The organism is Caulobacter sp. 05L422 (assembly GCF_056397765.1).
Genome location: NZ_JBFTOB010000020.1, coordinates 66,982 through 84,302, shown reverse-complemented (window position 1 = coordinate 84,302; position 17,321 = coordinate 66,982). Strand labels below are relative to the sequence as shown.

At 70.1% G+C, this 17,321-nt stretch carries 17 protein-coding genes; 12 read left to right on the top strand and 5 right to left on the bottom strand.

What is annotated here, in order from left to right:
* Positions 1–3: 3 nt before the first annotated feature.
* The 4 genes from AC1DMQ_RS18770 to AC1DMQ_RS18755 all read left to right on the top strand — a co-directional run bounded on the left by AC1DMQ_RS18770 (position 4) and on the right by AC1DMQ_RS18755 (position 2,082).
* Complete coding sequence (locus AC1DMQ_RS18770) at positions 4–318, top strand: YciI family protein (RefSeq protein ID WP_477035072.1); 315 nt, start codon at positions 4–6, stop codon at positions 316–318.
* Positions 315–665 (top strand): Rieske (2Fe-2S) protein, encoded by a 351-nt coding sequence (locus AC1DMQ_RS18765; protein WP_477035071.1) that lies wholly within the window; start codon positions 315–317, stop codon positions 663–665. Before AC1DMQ_RS18770 ends, AC1DMQ_RS18765 begins: the two co-directional genes overlap by 4 nt.
* An 80-nt stretch (positions 666–745) precedes the next feature.
* A complete protein-coding gene (locus AC1DMQ_RS18760) occupies positions 746–1,243 on the top strand; it encodes an Hcp family type VI secretion system effector (protein ID WP_477035070.1) in 498 nt (165 codons plus the stop codon).
* A 56-nt stretch (positions 1,244–1,299) separates the two neighbouring features.
* The gene (locus AC1DMQ_RS18755; protein WP_477035069.1) at positions 1,300–2,082 is read left to right on the top strand and encodes a class I SAM-dependent methyltransferase; all 783 of its coding nucleotides are present in this window, start codon (positions 1,300–1,302) and stop codon (positions 2,080–2,082) included.
* Positions 2,083–2,125: 43 nt separating this feature from the next.
* Here AC1DMQ_RS18755 and AC1DMQ_RS18750 read toward each other — a convergent pair whose 3' ends face one another.
* On the bottom strand, positions 2,126–2,875 hold the full coding sequence (locus AC1DMQ_RS18750) for a creatininase family protein (RefSeq protein WP_477035068.1): 750 nt from the start codon (positions 2,873–2,875) through the stop codon (positions 2,126–2,128).
* Positions 2,876–3,015: 140 nt separating this feature from the next.
* On the opposite strand from AC1DMQ_RS18750, the gene AC1DMQ_RS18745 reads away from it, so the two are divergent.
* From AC1DMQ_RS18745 to AC1DMQ_RS18725, 5 genes are all read left to right on the top strand, one after another.
* Positions 3,016–3,675: a peroxiredoxin gene (locus AC1DMQ_RS18745; protein WP_477035067.1), complete on the top strand. Its 660-nt coding sequence runs from the start codon at positions 3,016–3,018 to the stop codon at positions 3,673–3,675.
* Positions 3,676–3,788: 113 nt separating this feature from the next.
* Entirely contained in the window at positions 3,789–5,729 is a 1,941-nt protein-coding gene (acs, locus tag AC1DMQ_RS18740) for an acetate--CoA ligase (RefSeq protein WP_477035066.1), read from the top strand.
* Between the two features lie 35 nt (positions 5,730–5,764).
* A complete protein-coding gene (locus AC1DMQ_RS18735; RefSeq protein ID WP_477035065.1) occupies positions 5,765–6,355 on the top strand; it encodes an SRPBCC family protein in 591 nt (196 codons plus the stop codon).
* The gene (locus AC1DMQ_RS18730) at positions 6,352–6,789 is read left to right on the top strand and encodes a thiol-disulfide oxidoreductase DCC family protein (RefSeq protein ID WP_477035064.1); all 438 of its coding nucleotides are present in this window, start codon (positions 6,352–6,354) and stop codon (positions 6,787–6,789) included. The genes AC1DMQ_RS18735 and AC1DMQ_RS18730 overlap by 4 nt, the downstream gene beginning before the upstream one ends.
* Complete coding sequence (locus AC1DMQ_RS18725; protein ID WP_477035063.1) at positions 6,786–8,465, top strand: DUF4166 domain-containing protein; 1,680 nt, start codon at positions 6,786–6,788, stop codon at positions 8,463–8,465. The genes AC1DMQ_RS18730 and AC1DMQ_RS18725 overlap by 4 nt, the downstream gene beginning before the upstream one ends.
* Here AC1DMQ_RS18725 and AC1DMQ_RS18720 read toward each other — a convergent pair.
* Positions 8,446–9,159: a hypothetical protein gene (locus AC1DMQ_RS18720; protein ID WP_477035062.1), complete on the bottom strand. Its 714-nt coding sequence runs from the start codon at positions 9,157–9,159 to the stop codon at positions 8,446–8,448. The two genes, AC1DMQ_RS18725 and AC1DMQ_RS18720, sit on opposite strands and share 20 nt — an antisense overlap.
* A 148-nt stretch (positions 9,160–9,307) precedes the next feature.
* Here AC1DMQ_RS18720 and AC1DMQ_RS18715 point away from each other — a divergent pair, with 148 nt between their 5' ends.
* Genes AC1DMQ_RS18715 through AC1DMQ_RS18705 form a run of 3 tightly spaced genes read left to right on the top strand, consistent with a single transcriptional unit; the run spans position 9,308 to position 14,223 of the window.
* Positions 9,308–12,160 carry a M16 family metallopeptidase gene (locus tag AC1DMQ_RS18715; RefSeq protein ID WP_477035061.1) on the top strand — a complete coding sequence of 951 codons (2,853 nt, stop codon included), beginning with the start codon at positions 9,308–9,310 and terminating at the stop codon, positions 12,158–12,160.
* 27 nt (positions 12,161–12,187) lie between these two features.
* Entirely contained in the window at positions 12,188–12,985 is a 798-nt protein-coding gene (locus tag AC1DMQ_RS18710; RefSeq protein WP_477035107.1) for an LOG family protein, read from the top strand.
* Complete coding sequence (locus AC1DMQ_RS18705; protein ID WP_477035060.1) at positions 12,982–14,223, top strand: flavin monoamine oxidase family protein; 1,242 nt, start codon at positions 12,982–12,984, stop codon at positions 14,221–14,223. Before AC1DMQ_RS18710 ends, AC1DMQ_RS18705 begins: the two co-directional genes overlap by 4 nt.
* 120 nt (positions 14,224–14,343) lie before the next feature.
* Here AC1DMQ_RS18705 and mscL read toward each other — a convergent pair whose 3' ends face one another.
* From mscL to AC1DMQ_RS18690, 3 genes are all read right to left on the bottom strand, one after another.
* Positions 14,344–14,775, bottom strand: coding sequence for a large-conductance mechanosensitive channel protein MscL (mscL, locus tag AC1DMQ_RS18700; RefSeq protein ID WP_477035059.1), 432 nt, complete (start codon positions 14,773–14,775; stop codon positions 14,344–14,346).
* A 73-nt stretch (positions 14,776–14,848) separates the two neighbouring features.
* Positions 14,849–15,133 carry an integration host factor subunit beta gene (locus AC1DMQ_RS18695; protein WP_007676040.1) on the bottom strand — a complete coding sequence of 95 codons (285 nt, stop codon included), beginning with the start codon at positions 15,131–15,133 and terminating at the stop codon, positions 14,849–14,851.
* 144 nt (positions 15,134–15,277) lie between these two features.
* Positions 15,278–17,245 (bottom strand): DUF3857 domain-containing protein, encoded by a 1,968-nt coding sequence (locus tag AC1DMQ_RS18690; protein ID WP_477035058.1) that lies wholly within the window; start codon positions 17,243–17,245, stop codon positions 15,278–15,280.
* Between the last annotated feature and the right edge of the window lie 76 nt (positions 17,246–17,321).

The window sequence follows — 17,321 nt, the reverse complement described above, 5'->3', positions numbered from 1 at the left end:
GCCATGCCGCTGTTCGCCCTGCACTGCCTGGACGGGCCGGACACGGCGGCGCTGCGCACGGCCACCCGGCCGGCCCACCTGGCCTATGTGCGCGCCAAGGCCGACGAATACCGGTTCGGGGCCTATCTGCTGGACGAGGCGGGGGCGATGTGCGGCTCGCTGATGGCGGTCGAATGCGCCGACCTGGCCGCCGCGCGGCGCTTCTCGGCCGAGGATCCCTATGCGCGGGCCGGGCTGTTCGCGCGAATCGACATCCACGAATGGCCAATGGGGATCGATGCGGGGATCGACTCCGCCTCGGACTCGAAAACACCATGAACCCCGCCCGCCCCACCTCCGGGACCGTGCTGTGCCCGCTGGACGAGATCGCCTCGCCCGGCGCGCGCGGCTTTCGCTTCCGGGCCGAGGACGCGGTGTTCGCAGGCTTCGTGGTGCGGCGGGGCCAGGACGTGGTCGGCTATGTCGACAGCTGTCCGCACGCCGGCTGGCCGCTGGCCGGACCGAGCGGCCGGTTCCTGACCCGCGAGAACGACCTGATCCTCTGCGGCGGCCACGCGGCCCTGTTCCGCATCGAGGACGGGGCGATGGTCGCCGGCCCCTGCCAGAACGTCTCCCTGACCCCGTGGCCGGTGCGGGTGGTGGGCGACGCGGTCGTCACCGCCTGAGATAACGGCGGTCGCCAAGCGCCACGGTCAAGGTTAGGGTCCGCCTCAACGAAGACCTGGAAACAGGATTGGGGCGCGCCATGGACATCATTCTGCTGCAGCCGGGCGAGCCTGAGCTTGTCTATCCGCCGGCGGTTCCCAGGATCGACGGCCTGCCCGCCGCCGTGATCGGCGGCTTCGATCCCGGGCTGTGCGCGCCGCTGATCGCCTTCGGCCAGGACCTGAAGGCGCCCGCCTCGGCGACCGCGCCGCCGGCCGCCGCCTTCACCGTGGTCAAGCCCGTCGACGCCCTGTCGGTGAAGCTCTACGAGTTCTGCCTGCGGGCCAAGCCTCTGGGCGAAGGCCGCGAGCGCCCCACCTATCTGCACCGGGTGAGCAATGGCGTCCTGATGTTCACCGTCGCCCTGCGCGACGCGGCGATCACCGACATCCAGCTGCAGGGCCAGGCCGACGGATCGACCGTCGAGCGCCTGACCTTGAACCCCTCCGAAATGCTGTGGACCTACTACAGCGGGGCCGGGACGCTGCACACCGGTTGGAGCACCCTTCTGAAAGAGCCGATCGCCAGCTTCACCTGACCGTTCCTTAACCCCTTGGCGCTAGGGTTTTCCCGACTGAAACGGGAAACCGCGCCATGGCCGACGGGTCCAATCCGAATTTCGACGCCGCTCTGACCGACGCCGAGGACGCGCGCGGCCTGGGCGCCAAGCTGCGCTCGTTCGCCAAGGTCAATCCGCGCTTCGCCCCCGAGCTGGCCCGCACGATGCTGGCCAAGCGCGACCATTCGGTGGTCGAGGCCTTCAACGCCCACAGCGAAAAGGTCGGCTACGAGTTCACCTCGGGCTGGGCTTCGAACAACATCCCGTTCGTGACGCCGCTGCTGCGCGACTTCGCCGCTAAGAACGCCGACGGCCCGATCCGCTATCTGGAGATCGGGGCCTATGAGGGCCGTAACCTGGCCTTCATGGACTGGCTGATCCCCGGCAGGCTGGACGTGACGGTGATCGACCCCTGGTTCGACGAGGCCCTGAATCCGGAAGAGAAGTACCACGCGGTCGAGCCGCGCTTTCACCGCAACATGGCCAAGACCGGCTTCCGGTCGATGACGGCCCGCAAGGGCTTCTCGACCTATGAGCTGCCGAAGATGCTGGCGGCCGGCGAGCAATTCGACCTGATCTATGTCGACGGCAGCCACACCGCCCTGGCCGTGCTGATCGACCTGTGTTTCTGCGCCAGCCTGCTCAGCGTGGGCGGCATGATGGTGCTGGACGACTACTGGCACGACATCAGCGAGATCGGCGGCCCGGGCGTGAAACAGGCCGTCGACCAGTTCCACGCCGCGTTCGGCCGCTATTTCGAGATCACCGCCGTTTATCGTCAGGTGGCCTTGACCAAGATCGCCGAAATCCCGCGCTAGACTCCGATTGGGGACAGGCCCATGGGCCTGTCCCCGTCCGTGACTAGACCCGCTTCTCCGTCGAGAAGTCCGCCAGGTCCTCGATCAGCGACTTGGCGGCCTGGGCCACCAGCGCCCCGCCCTTTTCAGGCGTGGCCTGGGCCGGGTCGGAGCCCATGCGGCCGTCGGCGTAGCGGGCGCGGAAGTCCAGGGCCTCGCGGATCGGGCCGGTCGGGGCGATCTTGGGCGAATAGTCCACGGACTTGATGCTGTCCGGATAACCCCACTGGGTCACGGCGATCTCGGACGGCGTCGCATGGCTGCCGTGGCCGGTCGGGAACTGCTGGTTGGCCAGGCTGAGCACGCCCTTCAGGTCCCACCAGTTCTTCAGCTTCAGGGCGAAGGGCGCGCGTTCCTTGCGGAAGCTGTACTCGGCGTAGATCTCGGAGAAGGCCGCCTCGATCGAGGCGACGTTGCCGCCGTGGCCATTGAGGAAATAGATCTTCTCGAAGCCGTGGGCGCCCAGCGAGCGCACCCAGTCGCCGATCGCGGCGATGAAGGTCGAGGGCCGCAGGAAGATCGTGCCCGGGAACGCCAGATGGTGCTGGGCCATCCCGACATTGAAGGTCGGGGCGACCAGCACGGTTTCCGACAGCTTCGAAGCCTCGTGCGAGATGATTTCCGGGCACAGCCAGTCGGTGCCCAGCAGGCCCGTCGGCCCGTGCTGCTCGTTGGAGCCGATCGGCACCACCACCGTCTTCGACGTCGCCAGATAGGCCTCGATCTCGGGCCAGGTCGAAAGGGCGAGCAGCATGGCTGGAAACTCCGCGAGAAATCCTGGGCGGCGCCGGGGAAGGCGCGCGCCTACAAATTGGGGACGGCTTTACGCCCATCCAATGGCCCGACACACCCCCCTTTGGGCCGACCCTCTTTGGCGGATCAGGAGAGACGTCCATGACGCTCAAACTCGGCGACATTGCGCCGGACTTCACCCAGGACACCACCGAGGGCCCGATCCATTTCCACGACTGGGCCGACGGCAAGTGGGTGGTGCTGTTCTCGCACCCCAAGGACTTCACCCCGGTCTGCACCACCGAGCTGGGCGCCGTGGCGCGCCTGAAGCCCGAGTTCGACAAGCGCGGCGTCAAGGTGATCGGTCTGTCGGTCGACCCGGTGGACAACCACGCCCGGTGGGCCGCCGACATCGCCGAGACTCAAGGGACCGCCCCGAACTTCCCGATGATCGCGGACACCGACCTGAAGGTCGCCAAGCTCTACGGCATGCTGCCGGCCGACACGGCGGGCGGTTCGGACGGCCGCACGGCGGCCGCCAACGCCACGGTGCGCAACGTCTTCATCATCGCGCCCGACAAGACGATCAAGCTGATCCTGGTCTATCCAATGACCACCGGCCGGAACTTCGACGAGATCCTGCGGGTCATCGATTCCATGCAGCTGACCGCCGCCCACAAGGTGGCCACCCCGGCCGACTGGAAGCAGGGCCAGGACGTGATCATCGTCCCCTCGGTCAGCGACGAGGACGCCAAGGGCCTGTTCCCGGCCGGCTGGACCACCCACAAGCCCTATCTGCGCACCACCAAGCAGCCGGGCTGAGCCCGTCCAGCGGGAAGGTTCGCGCGGCGGCGGCAGAATCCTGAATGGTCTTCTTGCGTCGGGGCGCGCCGCGCGCATAACTCCGCCGCAACAAGACCAAGGGAGTTGACGGCGTGAGCGACGGACAGGTTTTTCCGGTTCCCGACGATTGGGCGGGCAAGGCCCATATCGACGCCGCCGGCTATGAGGTCGCGCTGGCCCGGATCGAGTCCGATCCCGAAGGCTATTGGCGCGACCTGGCCGGCCGGCTGGACTGGATCAAGGCCCCGACCCGGATCAAGGACGTCTCGTACGCCAAGGACGACTTCCGCATTCACTGGTACGCCGACGGGGTGCTGAACGCCTCGGTCAACTGCATCGACCGCCACCTGCCGCATCGCAAGGACGAGGTCGCCCTGATCTTCGAGGGCGACGAGCCGGGCCATTCGCACACGGTCACCTATGGCGAACTGCACGAGCAGGTCTGCCGGATGGCCAACGTCCTCAAGGACCAGGGGGTCCGCAAGGGCGACCGGGTGACGATCTACCTGCCGATGATCCCGATCGCGGCGGTGGCCATGCTGGCCTGCGCCCGGATCGGCGCGGTGCACTCGGTGGTGTTCGGCGGCTTCTCGCCCGACTCCATCGCCGGCCGCATCCAGGACTGCGCCTCGCAGTTCGTGATCACCGCCGACGAAGGCCGTCGCGGCGGCAAGCGGGTGCCGCTGAAGGCCAATATCGACAAGGCCCTGGATCACTGCCCCTGGGTCGGCAAGGTGCTGATGGTGCGCTGGACCGGCGCGGACGTGCCGCTGGTCCATGGCCGCGACATCGTCTGGGACGACGTCAAGGACAGCGTGCCCGCCACCTGCGAGCCCGAGCCGATGAACGCCGAGGACCCGCTGTTCATCCTCTACACCTCCGGCTCCACCGGAAAGCCCAAGGGCGTGCTGCACACCACCGGCGGCTATCTGACCTGGGCCAGTTGGACCCACGAGGCGGTGTTCGACTACCGGCCCGGCGAGGTCTTCTGGTGCACGGCCGACGTCGGCTGGGTGACCGGCCACAGCTATGTCGTCTACGGCCCGTTGGCCAACGGCGGGACCAGCCTGATCTTCGAGGGCGTGCCTAACTATCCGACCCCGGCCCGATTCTGGGAGGTGGTCGACAAGCACAAGGTCGAGATCTTCTACACCGCCCCCACCGCCCTGCGCGCCCTGATGCGCGAGGGCGACGAGCACGTGACCAAGAACGACCTGTCGTCGCTGCGCCTGCTGGGCAGCGTGGGCGAGCCGATCAATCCCGAGGCCTGGCTCTGGTACCACCGCGTGGTCGGCAAGGACCGCCTGCCGATCGTCGACACCTGGTGGCAGACCGAGACCGGCGGCATTCTCGTTTCGCCCCTGCCCGGCGCCACGGCCCTGAAGCCCGGCTCGGCCACCAAGCCCCTGCCCGGCGTCAAGCTCCAGCTGGTCGACGCCGAGGGCAAGGTCCTGGAGGGCGCGACCGAGGGCAATCTGGTCATCACCGACAGCTGGCCCGGCCAGATGCGGACGGTCTACGGCGACCACGGCCGATTCTTCGAGACCTATTTCAGCGCCTATCCGGGCAAGTACTTCACCGGCGACGGCTGTCGGCGCGACGAGGACGGCTATTACTGGATCACTGGCCGGGTCGACGATGTGATCAACGTCTCGGGCCACCGCCTGGGCACCGCCGAGATCGAGAGCGCCCTGGTCGCCCATGAGACCGTCGCCGAGGCCGCCGTGGTTGGCTATCCGCACGACATCAAGGGCCAGGGCGTCTACGCCTACGTCACGCTGAAGTCGGGGGTCGAGGCCACCGACCAGTTGCGCAAGGACCTGATCCTCTGGGTGCGGGCGGAGATCGGCCCGTTCGCCGCGCCGGACGTGCTGCAGTGGGCCCCTGGCCTGCCCAAGACCCGCTCGGGCAAGATCATGCGCCGCATCCTGCGCAAGATCGCCGAGAACGAGTTGGGCAGCCTGGGCGACACCTCGACCCTGGCCGATCCGTCGGTGGTGGACGATCTGGTGAAAAATCGCGCCAAGGCCTGATGCGCCAGGGGCTGAAACTCGGCTACGCTAGATTCATGCGTGGCCGAGCCCTTGTCGTTGCTTTCGTGATGCTGGCGGCCCCATGGGCGGCCGGGGCGCAGGAGCCGAACCCCGACTGGCTGCACCGCATCGAAAGCGGCGACGTCGCGTTGGAGGCCCACACCGATTCCAGCGGCCGCGGCGGCCAGGTGCGGGCGATGATCGACATCGCCGCCTCGCCGCACGTGGTCTGGAGCACCATCCTCGACTGCGAGCGGGCGGCGCGGATGACCCCCAGCGTCAAGAGCTGCACCGTGCTGTCGCGCGACGCCTCCGGCCGCGTGGAGGTGCGCGAGCACGTCGTCAAATGGAGCTTCCTGCTGCCGGCCCTGCACTCGACCTCGCGCCTGACGCTGGAGCCCTATCGGCGCATCGCCTTCCGCTGCGAGGCGGGCGACATCAAGGATTGCGAGGGTCAGTGGCTTCTGGAGCCGCTGGACGGCGGCAGAGCCACCCGGGTCACCTACGAGAACCGCGCCACCGCCCCCTTCGGCCTGCCCAACGGCATGACGACCATGGCCATGCGCCGCGACGTTCCAGCGGCCCTGCGCGCGCTGCGCCGAGAAAGCGTGGCGGCGGCGCGATGAGCCCGACGCCCGAGCCGCCCAAACTTGACGGACTCTGGCTGTTCGACGGGGTCTGCAACCTGTGTTCGGGCTCGGTCCGGGCGGTGCTGGCCATCGACCGCGAGGGCCTGATCCGCTTCACCCCGATCCAGTCGGCCTATGGCCGGCGACTGGCCCTGGAGCACGGGATCGATCCGGACCAGCCGACCAGCTTCCTGTTCCTCGACGGCGGCCAGGCCCTGGAGAAGAGCGCGGCGGTCCTGGCCCTGCTGCGGCGGCTGGGCCCGCCGTGGTCCTGGCTGGCGGTGATCGACATCCTGCCGCGCGCCTGGCTGGACGGCGGCTACGATTGGCTGGCCGCCAACCGCTACCGGCTGATGGGCAAGCGCTCGACCTGCATGTTGCCCACGCCCGAGCAGAAGGCCCGCTTCGTGCTGGAGCCGCCGACCATATGAGCGACAGCCTCAAACGCATCGTCCTGGTGGGGGCCAGCGGCGTGTTCGGCCAAAGGCTGGCGGCGATGATCGCCCGCTGGCCCGACGTCGTCCTGGTGCTGGCGGCCCGCAGGCTGGCACCGCTGGAGGCCCTGGCGGCCGACCTGGCCAGGACCAGACCCGCCGCGAAAATCGAGGTCGCCCGGCTGGACCGCCTCGACCCCACGGGCCTGGCCGCGCTGGGCGCTTGGGCGGTGGTCGACGCGGCCGGACCGTTCCAGGGCCAGGACCACGCCTTCCCCCGCGCCGTGCTGGCGGCCCGCGCCCACTATCTCGACCTGGCCGACGCCCGCGACTTCGTGGCCGGCTTCGAGGCGGCGCTGGACGGCGGAGCCCGCGCGGCCAAGCGCTGGGCGATCACCGGCGCCAGCTCGACCCCGGCCCTCAGCCATGCCGCCCTCGATAGGATGACCGCCGGCTGGACCCGGATCGAGCGGGTGGAAGCCGCGATCTCGCCCGGCGCCCGGGCGCCCCGGGGCCTGTCGGTGATCCGCGCCATCTTGGGCTGGGCCGGCGGGCCGGTGCGGGTGTTCGCCAAGGGCCATTGGGCGACCCGCCCCGGCTGGAGCGACCCGCGCCGCACGCCCTTCCCGGGTCTAGGCCGCCGCTGGACCGGGCTGGCCGAGGTGCCCGACCTCGACCTGCTGCCCGCCCGCTTCCACGTCCGCCGGGACGCGATCTTCCGGGCTGGGCTGGAGCTGCCGATTCTGCATTTGGGGCTATGGGCGCTGAGCCTGCTGCGGCGCGCGCGGCTGATCCGCACCTTGGAGCCGTTGGCCGTGCTGCTGGGCGAGGCGGCGGGCCTGGTCGCGCCGCTGGGCTCGGATCGCGGCGGCATGGTGGTCAGCGCCGAGGGCCTCGACGCCGACGGCGCGCGGCGCCTTGCCCGCTGGAGCCTGTGCGCCGAGGCGGGCGCCGGTCCCAGCACACCGGCCGCCCCGGCGGCGGCGGCTCTGCGCGCCCTGCTCGACGCCAGGCTGGGCGAGCCCCGCGCCGCGCCCTGCGTCGGCCTGGTCGAGCTGGACGCCATCCTGCACGAGCTGCGCGACCTGCCGATCCGCACCCGGTTGGAGAGCCAGCGTCTGGACACCCCCGGCCTGTTCCCCCGCCTGCTGGGCGACGCCTGGGAAGCCTTGCCCGAGGGCGTTCGCCGCGCTCACGCCGGCCTCGAGCCCGTCACCCTGACCGGCCGGGCGCGGGCGCGCGGCGCGTCCGGCCTGCCCGCCCTCGTTCGTCGCCTGCAGGGTCTGCCGCCGACCGGCCCGCACGAGACGACGGTGACGATCGCGCCGGCGAACGGCGGCGAACGCTGGATCCGCCGGTTTGGGGCCTGCACCTTCGACTCGACCATCGGGCCGGCCCGCGACGATCCGTGGACGTTCGAGGAAACCGCCGGCGCCCTGACCTTCCGCTTCTCGGTCGCGCCCTATCCGAACGGCCTGTCCTGGACCTTCGAGGGTTGGCGATTAGGCCCCGTTCCCCTGCCGCGCGCCTGGGCGCCGCGCATCCGGGCGCGGACCTTTGAGCACGACGGAAGCTACCGCTTCCGCGTGCTGGTCGCCCATCCCTGGCTGGGCGTGATCTTCGGCTATGCCGGCCGGCTCATTTCGCCCTCCCTCACTTCGGGCGAGGCGTGACCGTCAGCTTGTAGGGCACGTAAAGCGCCAGCTCGAGCGGCCCGGACTGGTACCAGGACAATGGCAGCTGCAGCCCCTCGGCGGTAACCGCGTAGTCGGGACCGAACGTTCCCGCCACCTTGCGCGCGTCGTCGGCCACCAGGGCCAGGACCTCGCCGCGATAGCGCTGCGGGCCGATCAGGGTGAGGTTCCAGTCCTCGGTCGGCAGGATTTCGGTGCGGCCGGCCTTGGCGGTCTTCTCGGCGAAGGCCGTGATGCGGCCGGTGGCGGCGTCGAACGTGTCGGTCGGGGCCACGTGGGTCTTGACCACCAGCACCGCGACGCTGGTGTCGGGCTTGGAGTCCGCGCGGATCACCGCGTCAAGCATGGTCTCGTCGAAGCGGCCGATCACCTCCTCGCCCTCCAGGCCCAGCTCGACGCCGGCGCCGGGCGCGGCCTTGATCATGTTGCGCAGGGTGGCCTTCAGCTCCTGCCGGCGCTGGGAGAGATCGCGGGTGTCGCACACCACCCGCACCTCGGTGATCAGGTTGTCGGCGCGCTTGGCGAGCGTCACGAAGGGCGTCTTGACCGGGTCGTACTCGGTGATCCGCGCGCCAGTGACCACGACTTCCTCGACCCCCGACTGACGGGCCTGGACCGGGGTGGAGACGACGACCAGCGCCGCCAGGGCGCTGGCGATGGACAGAGACTTCATGATGCTTCCCCCTCTGACTGTCTTTCCACCAGAGGATGCACGGTTGAGCTTCCCGGGCAATCCTCGCCTTTCATGACAAGACGGTAAGCTTGGCGCCTCCGGCCCGGATGCTAGGGTCGCGCCCTCAAGCTTTCGGAGCTCCGTCCTCATGATCCGTCCCGCCGCCAAGGCCGCCCTCGTCGCGCTGGCCCTTTCGACCACCGCTCTCTCTCCCTTGGCGCAAGCCCAGACCAAACCGGCTCCCGCGGCGGCGGCCGGCCTGGCGGTGCCGCCGATCGTCTACAAGGAGCGGACCCTGGCCAACGGCATGAAGGTCTACACCTCGCGCGACGCGACCACGCCGAACGTGACGGTGCAGGTCTGGTACGGCGTCGGCAGCAAGGACGATCCGGAGGGCCGCTCGGGCTTCGCGCACCTGTTCGAACACCTGATGTTCAAGGCCACGCGCAACATGCCCAGCGAGACCTTCGACCGCCTGACCGAGGACGTGGGCGGCTTCAACAACGCCTCCACCTATGACGACTTCACCAACTACTACGAGGTCGTCCCCGCCAATCACCTGCAACGCCTGCTGTGGGCCGAGAGCGAGCGCCTGAACTCGCTGGTCATCGACGACGCGGTGTTCAAGTCCGAGCGCGATGTGGTCAAGGAAGAGCTGCGCCAGCGCGTCCTGGCCAATCCCTACGGCCGGTTCTTCAACCTCTACATCACCCAGGCCTCGTTCGCCGACCACCCCTACAAGCGCCCGGGCATCGGCTCGATCGAGGAGCTGGACGCCGCCACCGTCGACGACGTGCGCGCCTTCCACGCCGCCTATTACCGCCCCGACAACGCCGCCCTGATCGTGGTCGGCAATTTCGACGAGGCCCAGCTCGACGCCTGGATCGACCAGTATTTCGCGCCGCTGAAGACCCCCGCCACGCCGATCAAGCAGGTCACCGTGGTCGAGCCGCCGCGCACCGGGTCGAAGACGATCACCACCTATGGCCCCAACGTGCCGCTGCCGGGCGTGGCCATGACCTGGCAGGCCCCGACCGCCGCCGATCCGGACGCCCCGGCCCTGGCCGTGCTGGACGCCATCCTCTCGGCCGGCAAGTCGTCGCGCCTGTACAACAGCCTGGTCTATGACCAGAAGATCGCCCAGACGATCTTCTCCTCGACCAGCACCAACGCCCAGCCGGGCATGTTCTACGTCGGGGCGATCATGGCCGGCGGCAAGACCGTGGAGCAGGGCGAGGCCTCGCTGAGCGCCCAGGTCGCCAAGCTGCGCACGACCCCGCCCACCGCGGCCGAACTGGCCGAGGCCAAGACCGGCCTGCTGGCCGACGCCGTGCGCGGCCGCGAGACCATCGACGGCCGGGCCTTCGCGATCGGCTACGCCCTGCGCACCGAGGGCGACGCCGAGCGCGCCAACACCGACCTGGCCGCCCTGCAGGCGGTGACCGCCGCCGACGTCCAGCGCGTGGCCGCCAAGTATCTGGCCGACGACCGCAAGGTGACCGTCCGCTACCTGCCGGAATCGTCCAAGCCGGCCGGCGCCAAGGACCCGTTCGAGGCCCCCAAGCCGACCCCGTCGGTGACCTACAGCGGTCCGGTCACCACCCTGGCCCCGGAAGCCGAGCGCACGGCCCCGCCCGCGCCCGGCAAGCCGGTCTCGCCGATCCTGCCCGCGCCGGTCGAGAAGACCCTGGCCAACGGCCTGCGGGTGATCGTCGCCAAGAGCAGCGACCTGCCGCTGATCACCGCCGACCTGACCGTGCGCGGCGGGGCGGGATCCGATCCCGTCGGCCTGGCCGGCGTGTCCAGCCTGACCTCCGAACTGATGACCGAGGGCACCAAGACCCGCACCGCCACCCAGGTGGCCGCCGCGACCGAGGCCCTGGGCGCCGATCTGGAGGCCGCTTCGGGCTGGGAGGCCTCGTCCCTGACCCTCAGCGTCATCGCCGACAAGGCCCCGCAGGCCCTGGCGATCATGGCCGATGTCGCCCAGAACCCGACCTTCAAGGCCGACGAGCTGGAGCGGGTGAAGGCCGAGACCCTGGACGGCCTGTCGGTCAGCTACCAGCGCCCCGGCGCCGTCGCGGGCTTCGTCGTGCCGACCGTGATCTATGCCGGCTCGGGCTACGGCCACGTCGCGGGCGGCACGCCCGGCTCGCTGCCGAAGATCCAGCGCGACGCCCTGGTCAAGACCCACGCCGCCAACTGGCGTCCCGACAACGCCATCCTGGTGCTGACCGGCGACCTGACCCCCGAACAGGGCTTCGCCCTGGCGGAGAAGGCGTTCGGCGGTTGGGCCAAGCCCGCCGGTCCGCCCCCGGCCCCAGTCAAGGGCCCGACCGGCTACACGGCCAAGAACGTGCTGGTCGACCTGCCCGGCACCGGCCAGGCCGCGGTGGTGGTGGCCAAGCCGGCGATTCTGCGCGCCGACCCGCGCTACTATGCCGGCCTCGTGGCCAACGGCGTGCTGGGCGGCGGCTATTCCTCGCGCCTGAATCAAGAGATCCGCATCAAGCGCGGCCTGTCCTACGGCGCCGGCTCCGGCCTGTCGCCGCGCGCGGCGATCGGCGGCTTCACGGCCACCGTCCAGACCAAGAACGAATCCGCCGCCCAGGTGGTGGGCCTGATCAAGGACGAGCTGACGCGCCTGGCCGCCGAACCGGCCTCGACCGCCGAGCTGGCGGCCCGCAAGTCGGTGCTGGTCGGCGACTTCGGCCGCGACCTGGGCACCTCGGGCGGGCTGGCCGACATCCTGGGCAACCTGGCGATCTACGGCGTACCGCTGAACGAGATCCAGGCCTATACCGGCAAGGTCGAGGCGGTCAGCGCCGCCGACGTCCAGGCCTTCTCCAAGGCCGTGCTGGACCCGACCCAGACCAGCGTCATCGTGGTCGGCGACGCCAAGACGATGGGCGAAAGCGTCAAGACGGCCCTGCCGGCCGCCGTGCAGATCCCGATCGACCAGCTGGACCTCGACAGCCCCACCCTCACGAAGGCCAAGTAAAGCGTGACCGACGACCGCCAGGCCGATCTGAAAAGCGAAGCCCAGCTCGCCTCGCCCTCCTATCGCCTGGCGGCGTTGGACCAGGACTTCCTGCTGGGCGAGTCGATGCGGGGCGTGCGGTTCCTGCTGGAGTTCGCCAAGGCCGACGAGGCCTTGCGGGCCTGGGGCGTGCGCTCGACCATCGTGGTGTTCGGCAGCGCCCGGGTCCGTGAGGACGGTCCCGGCGCGCAGGCCCGCTGGTACGCCGAGGCCCGGCGGTTCGGCCGCCTCGCGTCGGAGCGCGGCGGAGCGATCCACGCGACGGACGGCGTGCGCGACAACGTCATCGCCACCGGCGGCGGGCCAGGGGTGATGGAGGCGGCCAACCGCGGGGCCTGGGACGCCGGCGCGCCTTCGGTCGGCTTCAACATCACCCTGCCGCAGGAACAGCAGCCCAACCCCTACGCCACGCCGGACCTGTCGTTCCGCTTCCACTACTTCGCCATGCGCAAGATGCACCTGGCGATGCGGGCCAACGCCCTGGTGGTGTTCCCCGGCGGCTTCGGCACCTTCGACGAGCTGTTCGAGATCCTGACCCTGCGCCAGACCGACAAGGCGCCGCGCATCCCCATCGTGCTGTTCGACGAGGCCTATTGGCGCTCGGTGGTCAATTTCGACAGCCTGGTCGAGCACGGCATGATCAACGCCGCCGACCTGGAGCTCTTCCGCTTCGCCGAGAGCGCCGAGACGGTGTGGTCCAGCCTGCTGGCCTGCGGCCTCAAGCCGGGCGAGTCGATCGAGCTGGAGCCCGAGCAGGCGCCGCCGACGGAGCCGCCCACCCCATGACGGAAGTCGACGTCGCCATCATCGGGGCCGGGGCCGCTGGCCTGGCCGCCGCCTCCACCCTGGCGGCCGCGCCGCTGAACGTCTTGGTTCTGGAGGCCCAGGACCGGATCGGCGGTCGGGCCCATACCGCCCTGCTGGACGGCATGCCGCTGGACCTGGGCTGCGAGTGGCTGCATTCGGCCGACCGCAACCCGCTGGTCGAAAAGATTGCCGCCTCGGGCCTGACGATCGACAAGACCCCGCCGCCCTGGGCCCAGCCGGAAGCCACGATCAACTTCAGCGCCGCCGAGCGCCAGGCCTATGGCGAGGCCTTCGCGGCGTTCGACGAGCGGGTCGAGGCGGCGGCCGCCGGGGCGGCGGACCGGCCCGCCTCGGACCTGCTGGAGCCCGGCGGACGCTGGAACCCCCTGCTGAACGCCTTCAGCGCCTACTACAACGGGGCCGAGTTCGACCAGGTCTCGGTCAAGGACTATGGGGCCTACGACGACAGCGAGCTCAACTGGCGGGTCGCGGAGGGCTATGGGGTCGGGATCGCCGGCCTGGCGCCGCGCGGCGTGCGGGTCGTCGGCGACTGTCCCGTCTCGCTGCTACGCCACGACGGGCCTCGCCTGAGCCTGGAGACGGCCAAGGGGGTGGTCCAGGCCCGGGCGGCCATCGTCTGCATCCCCACGGCCCTCCTGGCCGCCGGAGCGCTGCGAATCCTGCCCGAGCTGCCCGCCAAGCTGGCCGCCGCCGAGGGCCTGCCGCTGGGCCTGGCCGACAAGGTGTTCCTGAAGCTGGACGAGCCGGACGCCTTCGCGGTGGAATCGATGGTCTACGGCGCGCCCGAGCGCACGGCGACCGGAGCCTATCACCTGCGCCCGCTGGGCCGGCCGGTGATCGAGGCGTTCTTCGGCGGCGCTCACGCGCGGTCGCTGGAGGCCGAAGGCCCCGGCGCGTCGGCGGCGTTCGCGATCGACGAGCTGGTTGGGGTCTACGGTTCGGGTCTACGCGGCCGAGTGTCGGTGCTGGCCAAGACCGCCTGGGCGTCCGATCCCTGGGCGCGGGGCTCCTATTCCCACGCCCTGCCTGGCCGGGCCGGCGAGCGGGCCGTTCTGGCCGCGCCGGTCGACGGACGGCTGTTCTTCGCCGGCGAAGCCTGCTCGCCGCACGCCTTCTCGACCGCCCACGGCGCGTGGGAGACGGGCGAGCGAGCGGCGCGCGAGGTGTTGGCGGCGTTGGGGGTCAGCGGGACCTAAGCCCTCCCCCTGTGGGGGAGGCGGCCGAAGGCCGGTGGGGGGATTGAGCTGAACCGGCCGATCACTCCCCCCTCCGATCGCTGCGCGATCACCTCCCCCACAGGGGGAGGGCCTATGAAATCAGGCCTTGGGCGCCGCCGGCTTGGCCAACAGGTCGCGAATCTCGGTCAGCAGCTTTTCCTCGGGCGTCGGGGCCGGCGGGGCTTCGGGCGCGGGATCCTCGGCGTCGGCGCGGCGGACCTGGTTGACCAGTTTGACCAGCAGGAACACCACCACGGCCACGATCAGGAACTGGATCACGGTGTTGATGAAGGCGCCGTACTGGATCGCCACCAGCTCGACCGCCTCGGTCGCCGGGTTCTCGGGCTTGAGCACCCACTGCAGCTTGGAGAAGTCCAGCCCGCCCATCGCCAGGCCGATCGGCGGCATGATCACCTGGTCGACCAGGCTCTTGACGATGCCGTTGAAGGCCGCGCCGATGATCACGCCGACGGCCAGGTCGATGACATTGCCGCGCGCGATGAACTCGCGGAATTCCTTGACGATGCTCATGCTGGACCTCCTCCGACTAGGGCCGGAAGGCTGAGCGCGTTCGCCCTCATGGGTCAAGCGTCGCCGGAAGTTCCTATTCGTCGGCGTTCAGGCGGCCGCGCAGTTCCTTGCCGCTCTTGAAGAACGGCACGTGCTTGGCGCGCACGTCGACGGTCTCTCCCGTGCGAGGGTTGCGACCGGCGCGGGCCGGGCGCGAGCGCACCGACAGGGCGCCGAAACCGCGGAGCTCCACGCGGCCTCCTTCTTCGAGCGCACCGATCATGCGCTCAAGAATGACGCCGACAACGCGCTCGACGTCCTTCTGGGTCAGGTGCGGATTCTCGTTCGCGAGCCTGGCGATGAGTTCGGACTTGATCATCGATATCCCCGACGCGTCAAAGCGATCCTGGGGAGGCAGGACCCGGCGCGCGTGCGACCTTTGCCCAAGCAAGCCTGAGTCTTCAAGGGGAAAGCTTGCCTAACGGGGGCTTTTGAGTCGGGTGGGCGACACCGTGGACCGACCTCAAAGACCCTTCGGCGCCCGGACGATCTTGGCTTCCGCCGCGGCGTTGCGCAGCTGCCGGTTGGTCTCTTCCACCGCCGCGAACGGGATTTCGCGGGCTTGACTGACCGTCTCACGCTCGAAACGCGCGATGCCGCCGGACAACGTGCTGGCCTGGACGCTCCGGGCGCCGCCGATCACCGCCTCGGCGTTCGGCCCCTTGATGCTGAACCCCTTGCCGGCGTTCGGCAGGACGATTTCGAACACGCCCTTTGAAAAGGTCGGATAGGCCACGGCGTAGGGCGCGTCGCTGTCGGGCCCCGGCTGGCGACGCGGCAGGGCCTTGGCCTGACCGTCTCCCGTGCCGGGGATCTGGAACTCCCGCATCCCCAGATCGTCGTTGAGCCGCCAATCCAGGGTCGCGTCGCCCGCCAGGGTCACGGTCATGGTCCCGTCGTCGGCGCGCGACCAGTCGACGGTCTTGAAATCGATCCAGCTGAGGCTCGAGGAAAAGCTCTGCTTGAGCGCGCGCTCGATGTCGGCGCGGCTGGCGGCCTCGGTCATCCGGCCGATGGCGCGCGCGCCCTCGCCCCGCACGGTGGTGGTCATCCGCGTGGGGGCCGGCGCATCCAGGCCCGCCGAGGCGTCGATGCGCAGGACGACCTCGCTGTCCGGAAGCGTCAGCGTCGGCTGCACGATCTCGACCAGGCCGGCCCCGCCCGCCTGGATCGGCAGGCCCCAGCGGTAGCCGGGCGGACGCAGGGTCGCCAGCCCGCCCCGATCACCGGTGCGCGTGCCGTCCAGCCAGTAGTCGGCGCCGTCGATGTGGGCGCGCACCAGGACGTGATTGAACTGGGCGGCGGCGGGAACGCGGAGATCGAGGCCGTCGCCGCCCGCCGTGGCCACAAGGACCGGCTCGGCCTGGACGCCCAGCTCGCGCAGCAGGGCCAGCAGCAGCACCGTCTTGGCCTTGCAGTCGCCGAACCGCCGCGACCAGGTCTCGTCGGCCGGCGTGGGGCGATAGCCGCCCTCGCCCATGCCCAGGAACAGATAGCGGGTCTTGTCCTCGACCAGCAGGGCGGCGAAGGCGCGGACCTTGGGATCCTGGCTGGCGGCGGCGATCTTCGCGGCCTCGGCCTTCAGCGGCGAGTCGGCGGCCAGGGTCGAGGCCTCGGTGAACAGCGGCGCCATCCGGGCCGAGATCTCGTTCCAGTCGCGGAAGGTCGAGGCCTCCAGCTGGCCCACGCGCTGGAACCGGGCCGGCGCGCCGACCGGCGGCCTGGGCGCGGTGACATTGGCGACGTCGACCAGCAGTTCGTGGGTCTTGCCGCTGATCGAGACCTTGGGCTCCGGAAAGCCCGCCGTCGCCTTCCAGGCCATCGGGACGCCGTCTGGCCACAGCAGGCGCACCCGATAGCGCGCCGCAGCGCCCGCCCAGCCCATGCGCTCGGAATCGTTGGCGCGGCCGCCGAACAGCGGCTCGTTGTGCTGCAGGCTATAGGACCAGTCGACCACGTCGCCGACCTGCAAGTCGTTGAGCTGGAGGCTGGCGGTCATCCGCCCGTCCAGCATGGCCCGCTCCATGTTCTTCTCGCGCCGCAAGACCAGGACGTCCTTGCCGCCCTTGAGCAGGTCGATCGTCTGGCCGTTCCGCACGATGCTCAGGCCGTGCAGGGTGAGCTTCTCGCGCGCGGGGTCCCAAGTCATCGACCGCGAGCCCGAGCCCGCCAGCCCCTCGGGCTTGGCGATCCGCACGACACGGCGGTTGTAGTAGGTGAAGCCCTGGGGATCGGCGAGGGCCTGGTTGTCGTCCAGCAGCATCTGGACGGCGGGCGGCGGCTGGCCGTCGTCGGGCGCGGCGGGGATCGGGGCCAGCTGAACCCATTTGGCGGGCGGGGCGTAAGTCGGCTTGTCGTCGGCTCTGGCCAGGTTCGCGCCGAACGCGCTCCAGGCGAGGATCGCGGCCGCGGCCGCCAAGGATTTCAGCACGCGAACGCCCCCAGAAGCCACGCGGCGCACAGGCGCCAAGCCACAACCTTAGGCAGTCGTAGCAAGCTTCCGGACA

Excerpts from the sequence above, each read along its gene's own strand:
- AC1DMQ_RS18725 (WP_477035063.1), top strand. The coding sequence starts at position 6,786 with ATGAGCGACAGCCTCAAACGCATCGTCCTGGTGGGGGCCAGCGGCGTG.
- mscL (WP_477035059.1), bottom strand. The coding sequence starts at position 14,775 with ATGAGCATCGTCAAGGAATTCCGCGAGTTCATCGCGCGCGGCAATGTC.
- AC1DMQ_RS18745 (WP_477035067.1), top strand. The coding sequence starts at position 3,016 with ATGACGCTCAAACTCGGCGACATTGCGCCGGACTTCACCCAGGACACC.
- AC1DMQ_RS18760 (WP_477035070.1), top strand. The coding sequence starts at position 746 with ATGGACATCATTCTGCTGCAGCCGGGCGAGCCTGAGCTTGTCTATCCG.
- AC1DMQ_RS18730 (WP_477035064.1), top strand. The coding sequence starts at position 6,352 with ATGAGCCCGACGCCCGAGCCGCCCAAACTTGACGGACTCTGGCTGTTC.
- AC1DMQ_RS18770 (WP_477035072.1), top strand. The coding sequence starts at position 4 with ATGCCGCTGTTCGCCCTGCACTGCCTGGACGGGCCGGACACGGCGGCG.
- AC1DMQ_RS18765 (WP_477035071.1), top strand. The coding sequence starts at position 315 with ATGAACCCCGCCCGCCCCACCTCCGGGACCGTGCTGTGCCCGCTGGAC.
- AC1DMQ_RS18715 (WP_477035061.1), top strand. The coding sequence starts at position 9,308 with ATGATCCGTCCCGCCGCCAAGGCCGCCCTCGTCGCGCTGGCCCTTTCG.
- AC1DMQ_RS18755 (WP_477035069.1), top strand. The coding sequence starts at position 1,300 with ATGGCCGACGGGTCCAATCCGAATTTCGACGCCGCTCTGACCGACGCC.
- AC1DMQ_RS18750 (WP_477035068.1), bottom strand. The coding sequence starts at position 2,875 with ATGCTGCTCGCCCTTTCGACCTGGCCCGAGATCGAGGCCTATCTGGCG.
- AC1DMQ_RS18705 (WP_477035060.1), top strand. The coding sequence starts at position 12,982 with ATGACGGAAGTCGACGTCGCCATCATCGGGGCCGGGGCCGCTGGCCTG.
- AC1DMQ_RS18735 (WP_477035065.1), top strand. The coding sequence starts at position 5,765 with ATGCGTGGCCGAGCCCTTGTCGTTGCTTTCGTGATGCTGGCGGCCCCA.
- AC1DMQ_RS18720 (WP_477035062.1), bottom strand. The coding sequence starts at position 9,159 with ATGAAGTCTCTGTCCATCGCCAGCGCCCTGGCGGCGCTGGTCGTCGTC.
- AC1DMQ_RS18695 (WP_007676040.1), bottom strand. The coding sequence starts at position 15,133 with ATGATCAAGTCCGAACTCATCGCCAGGCTCGCGAACGAGAATCCGCAC.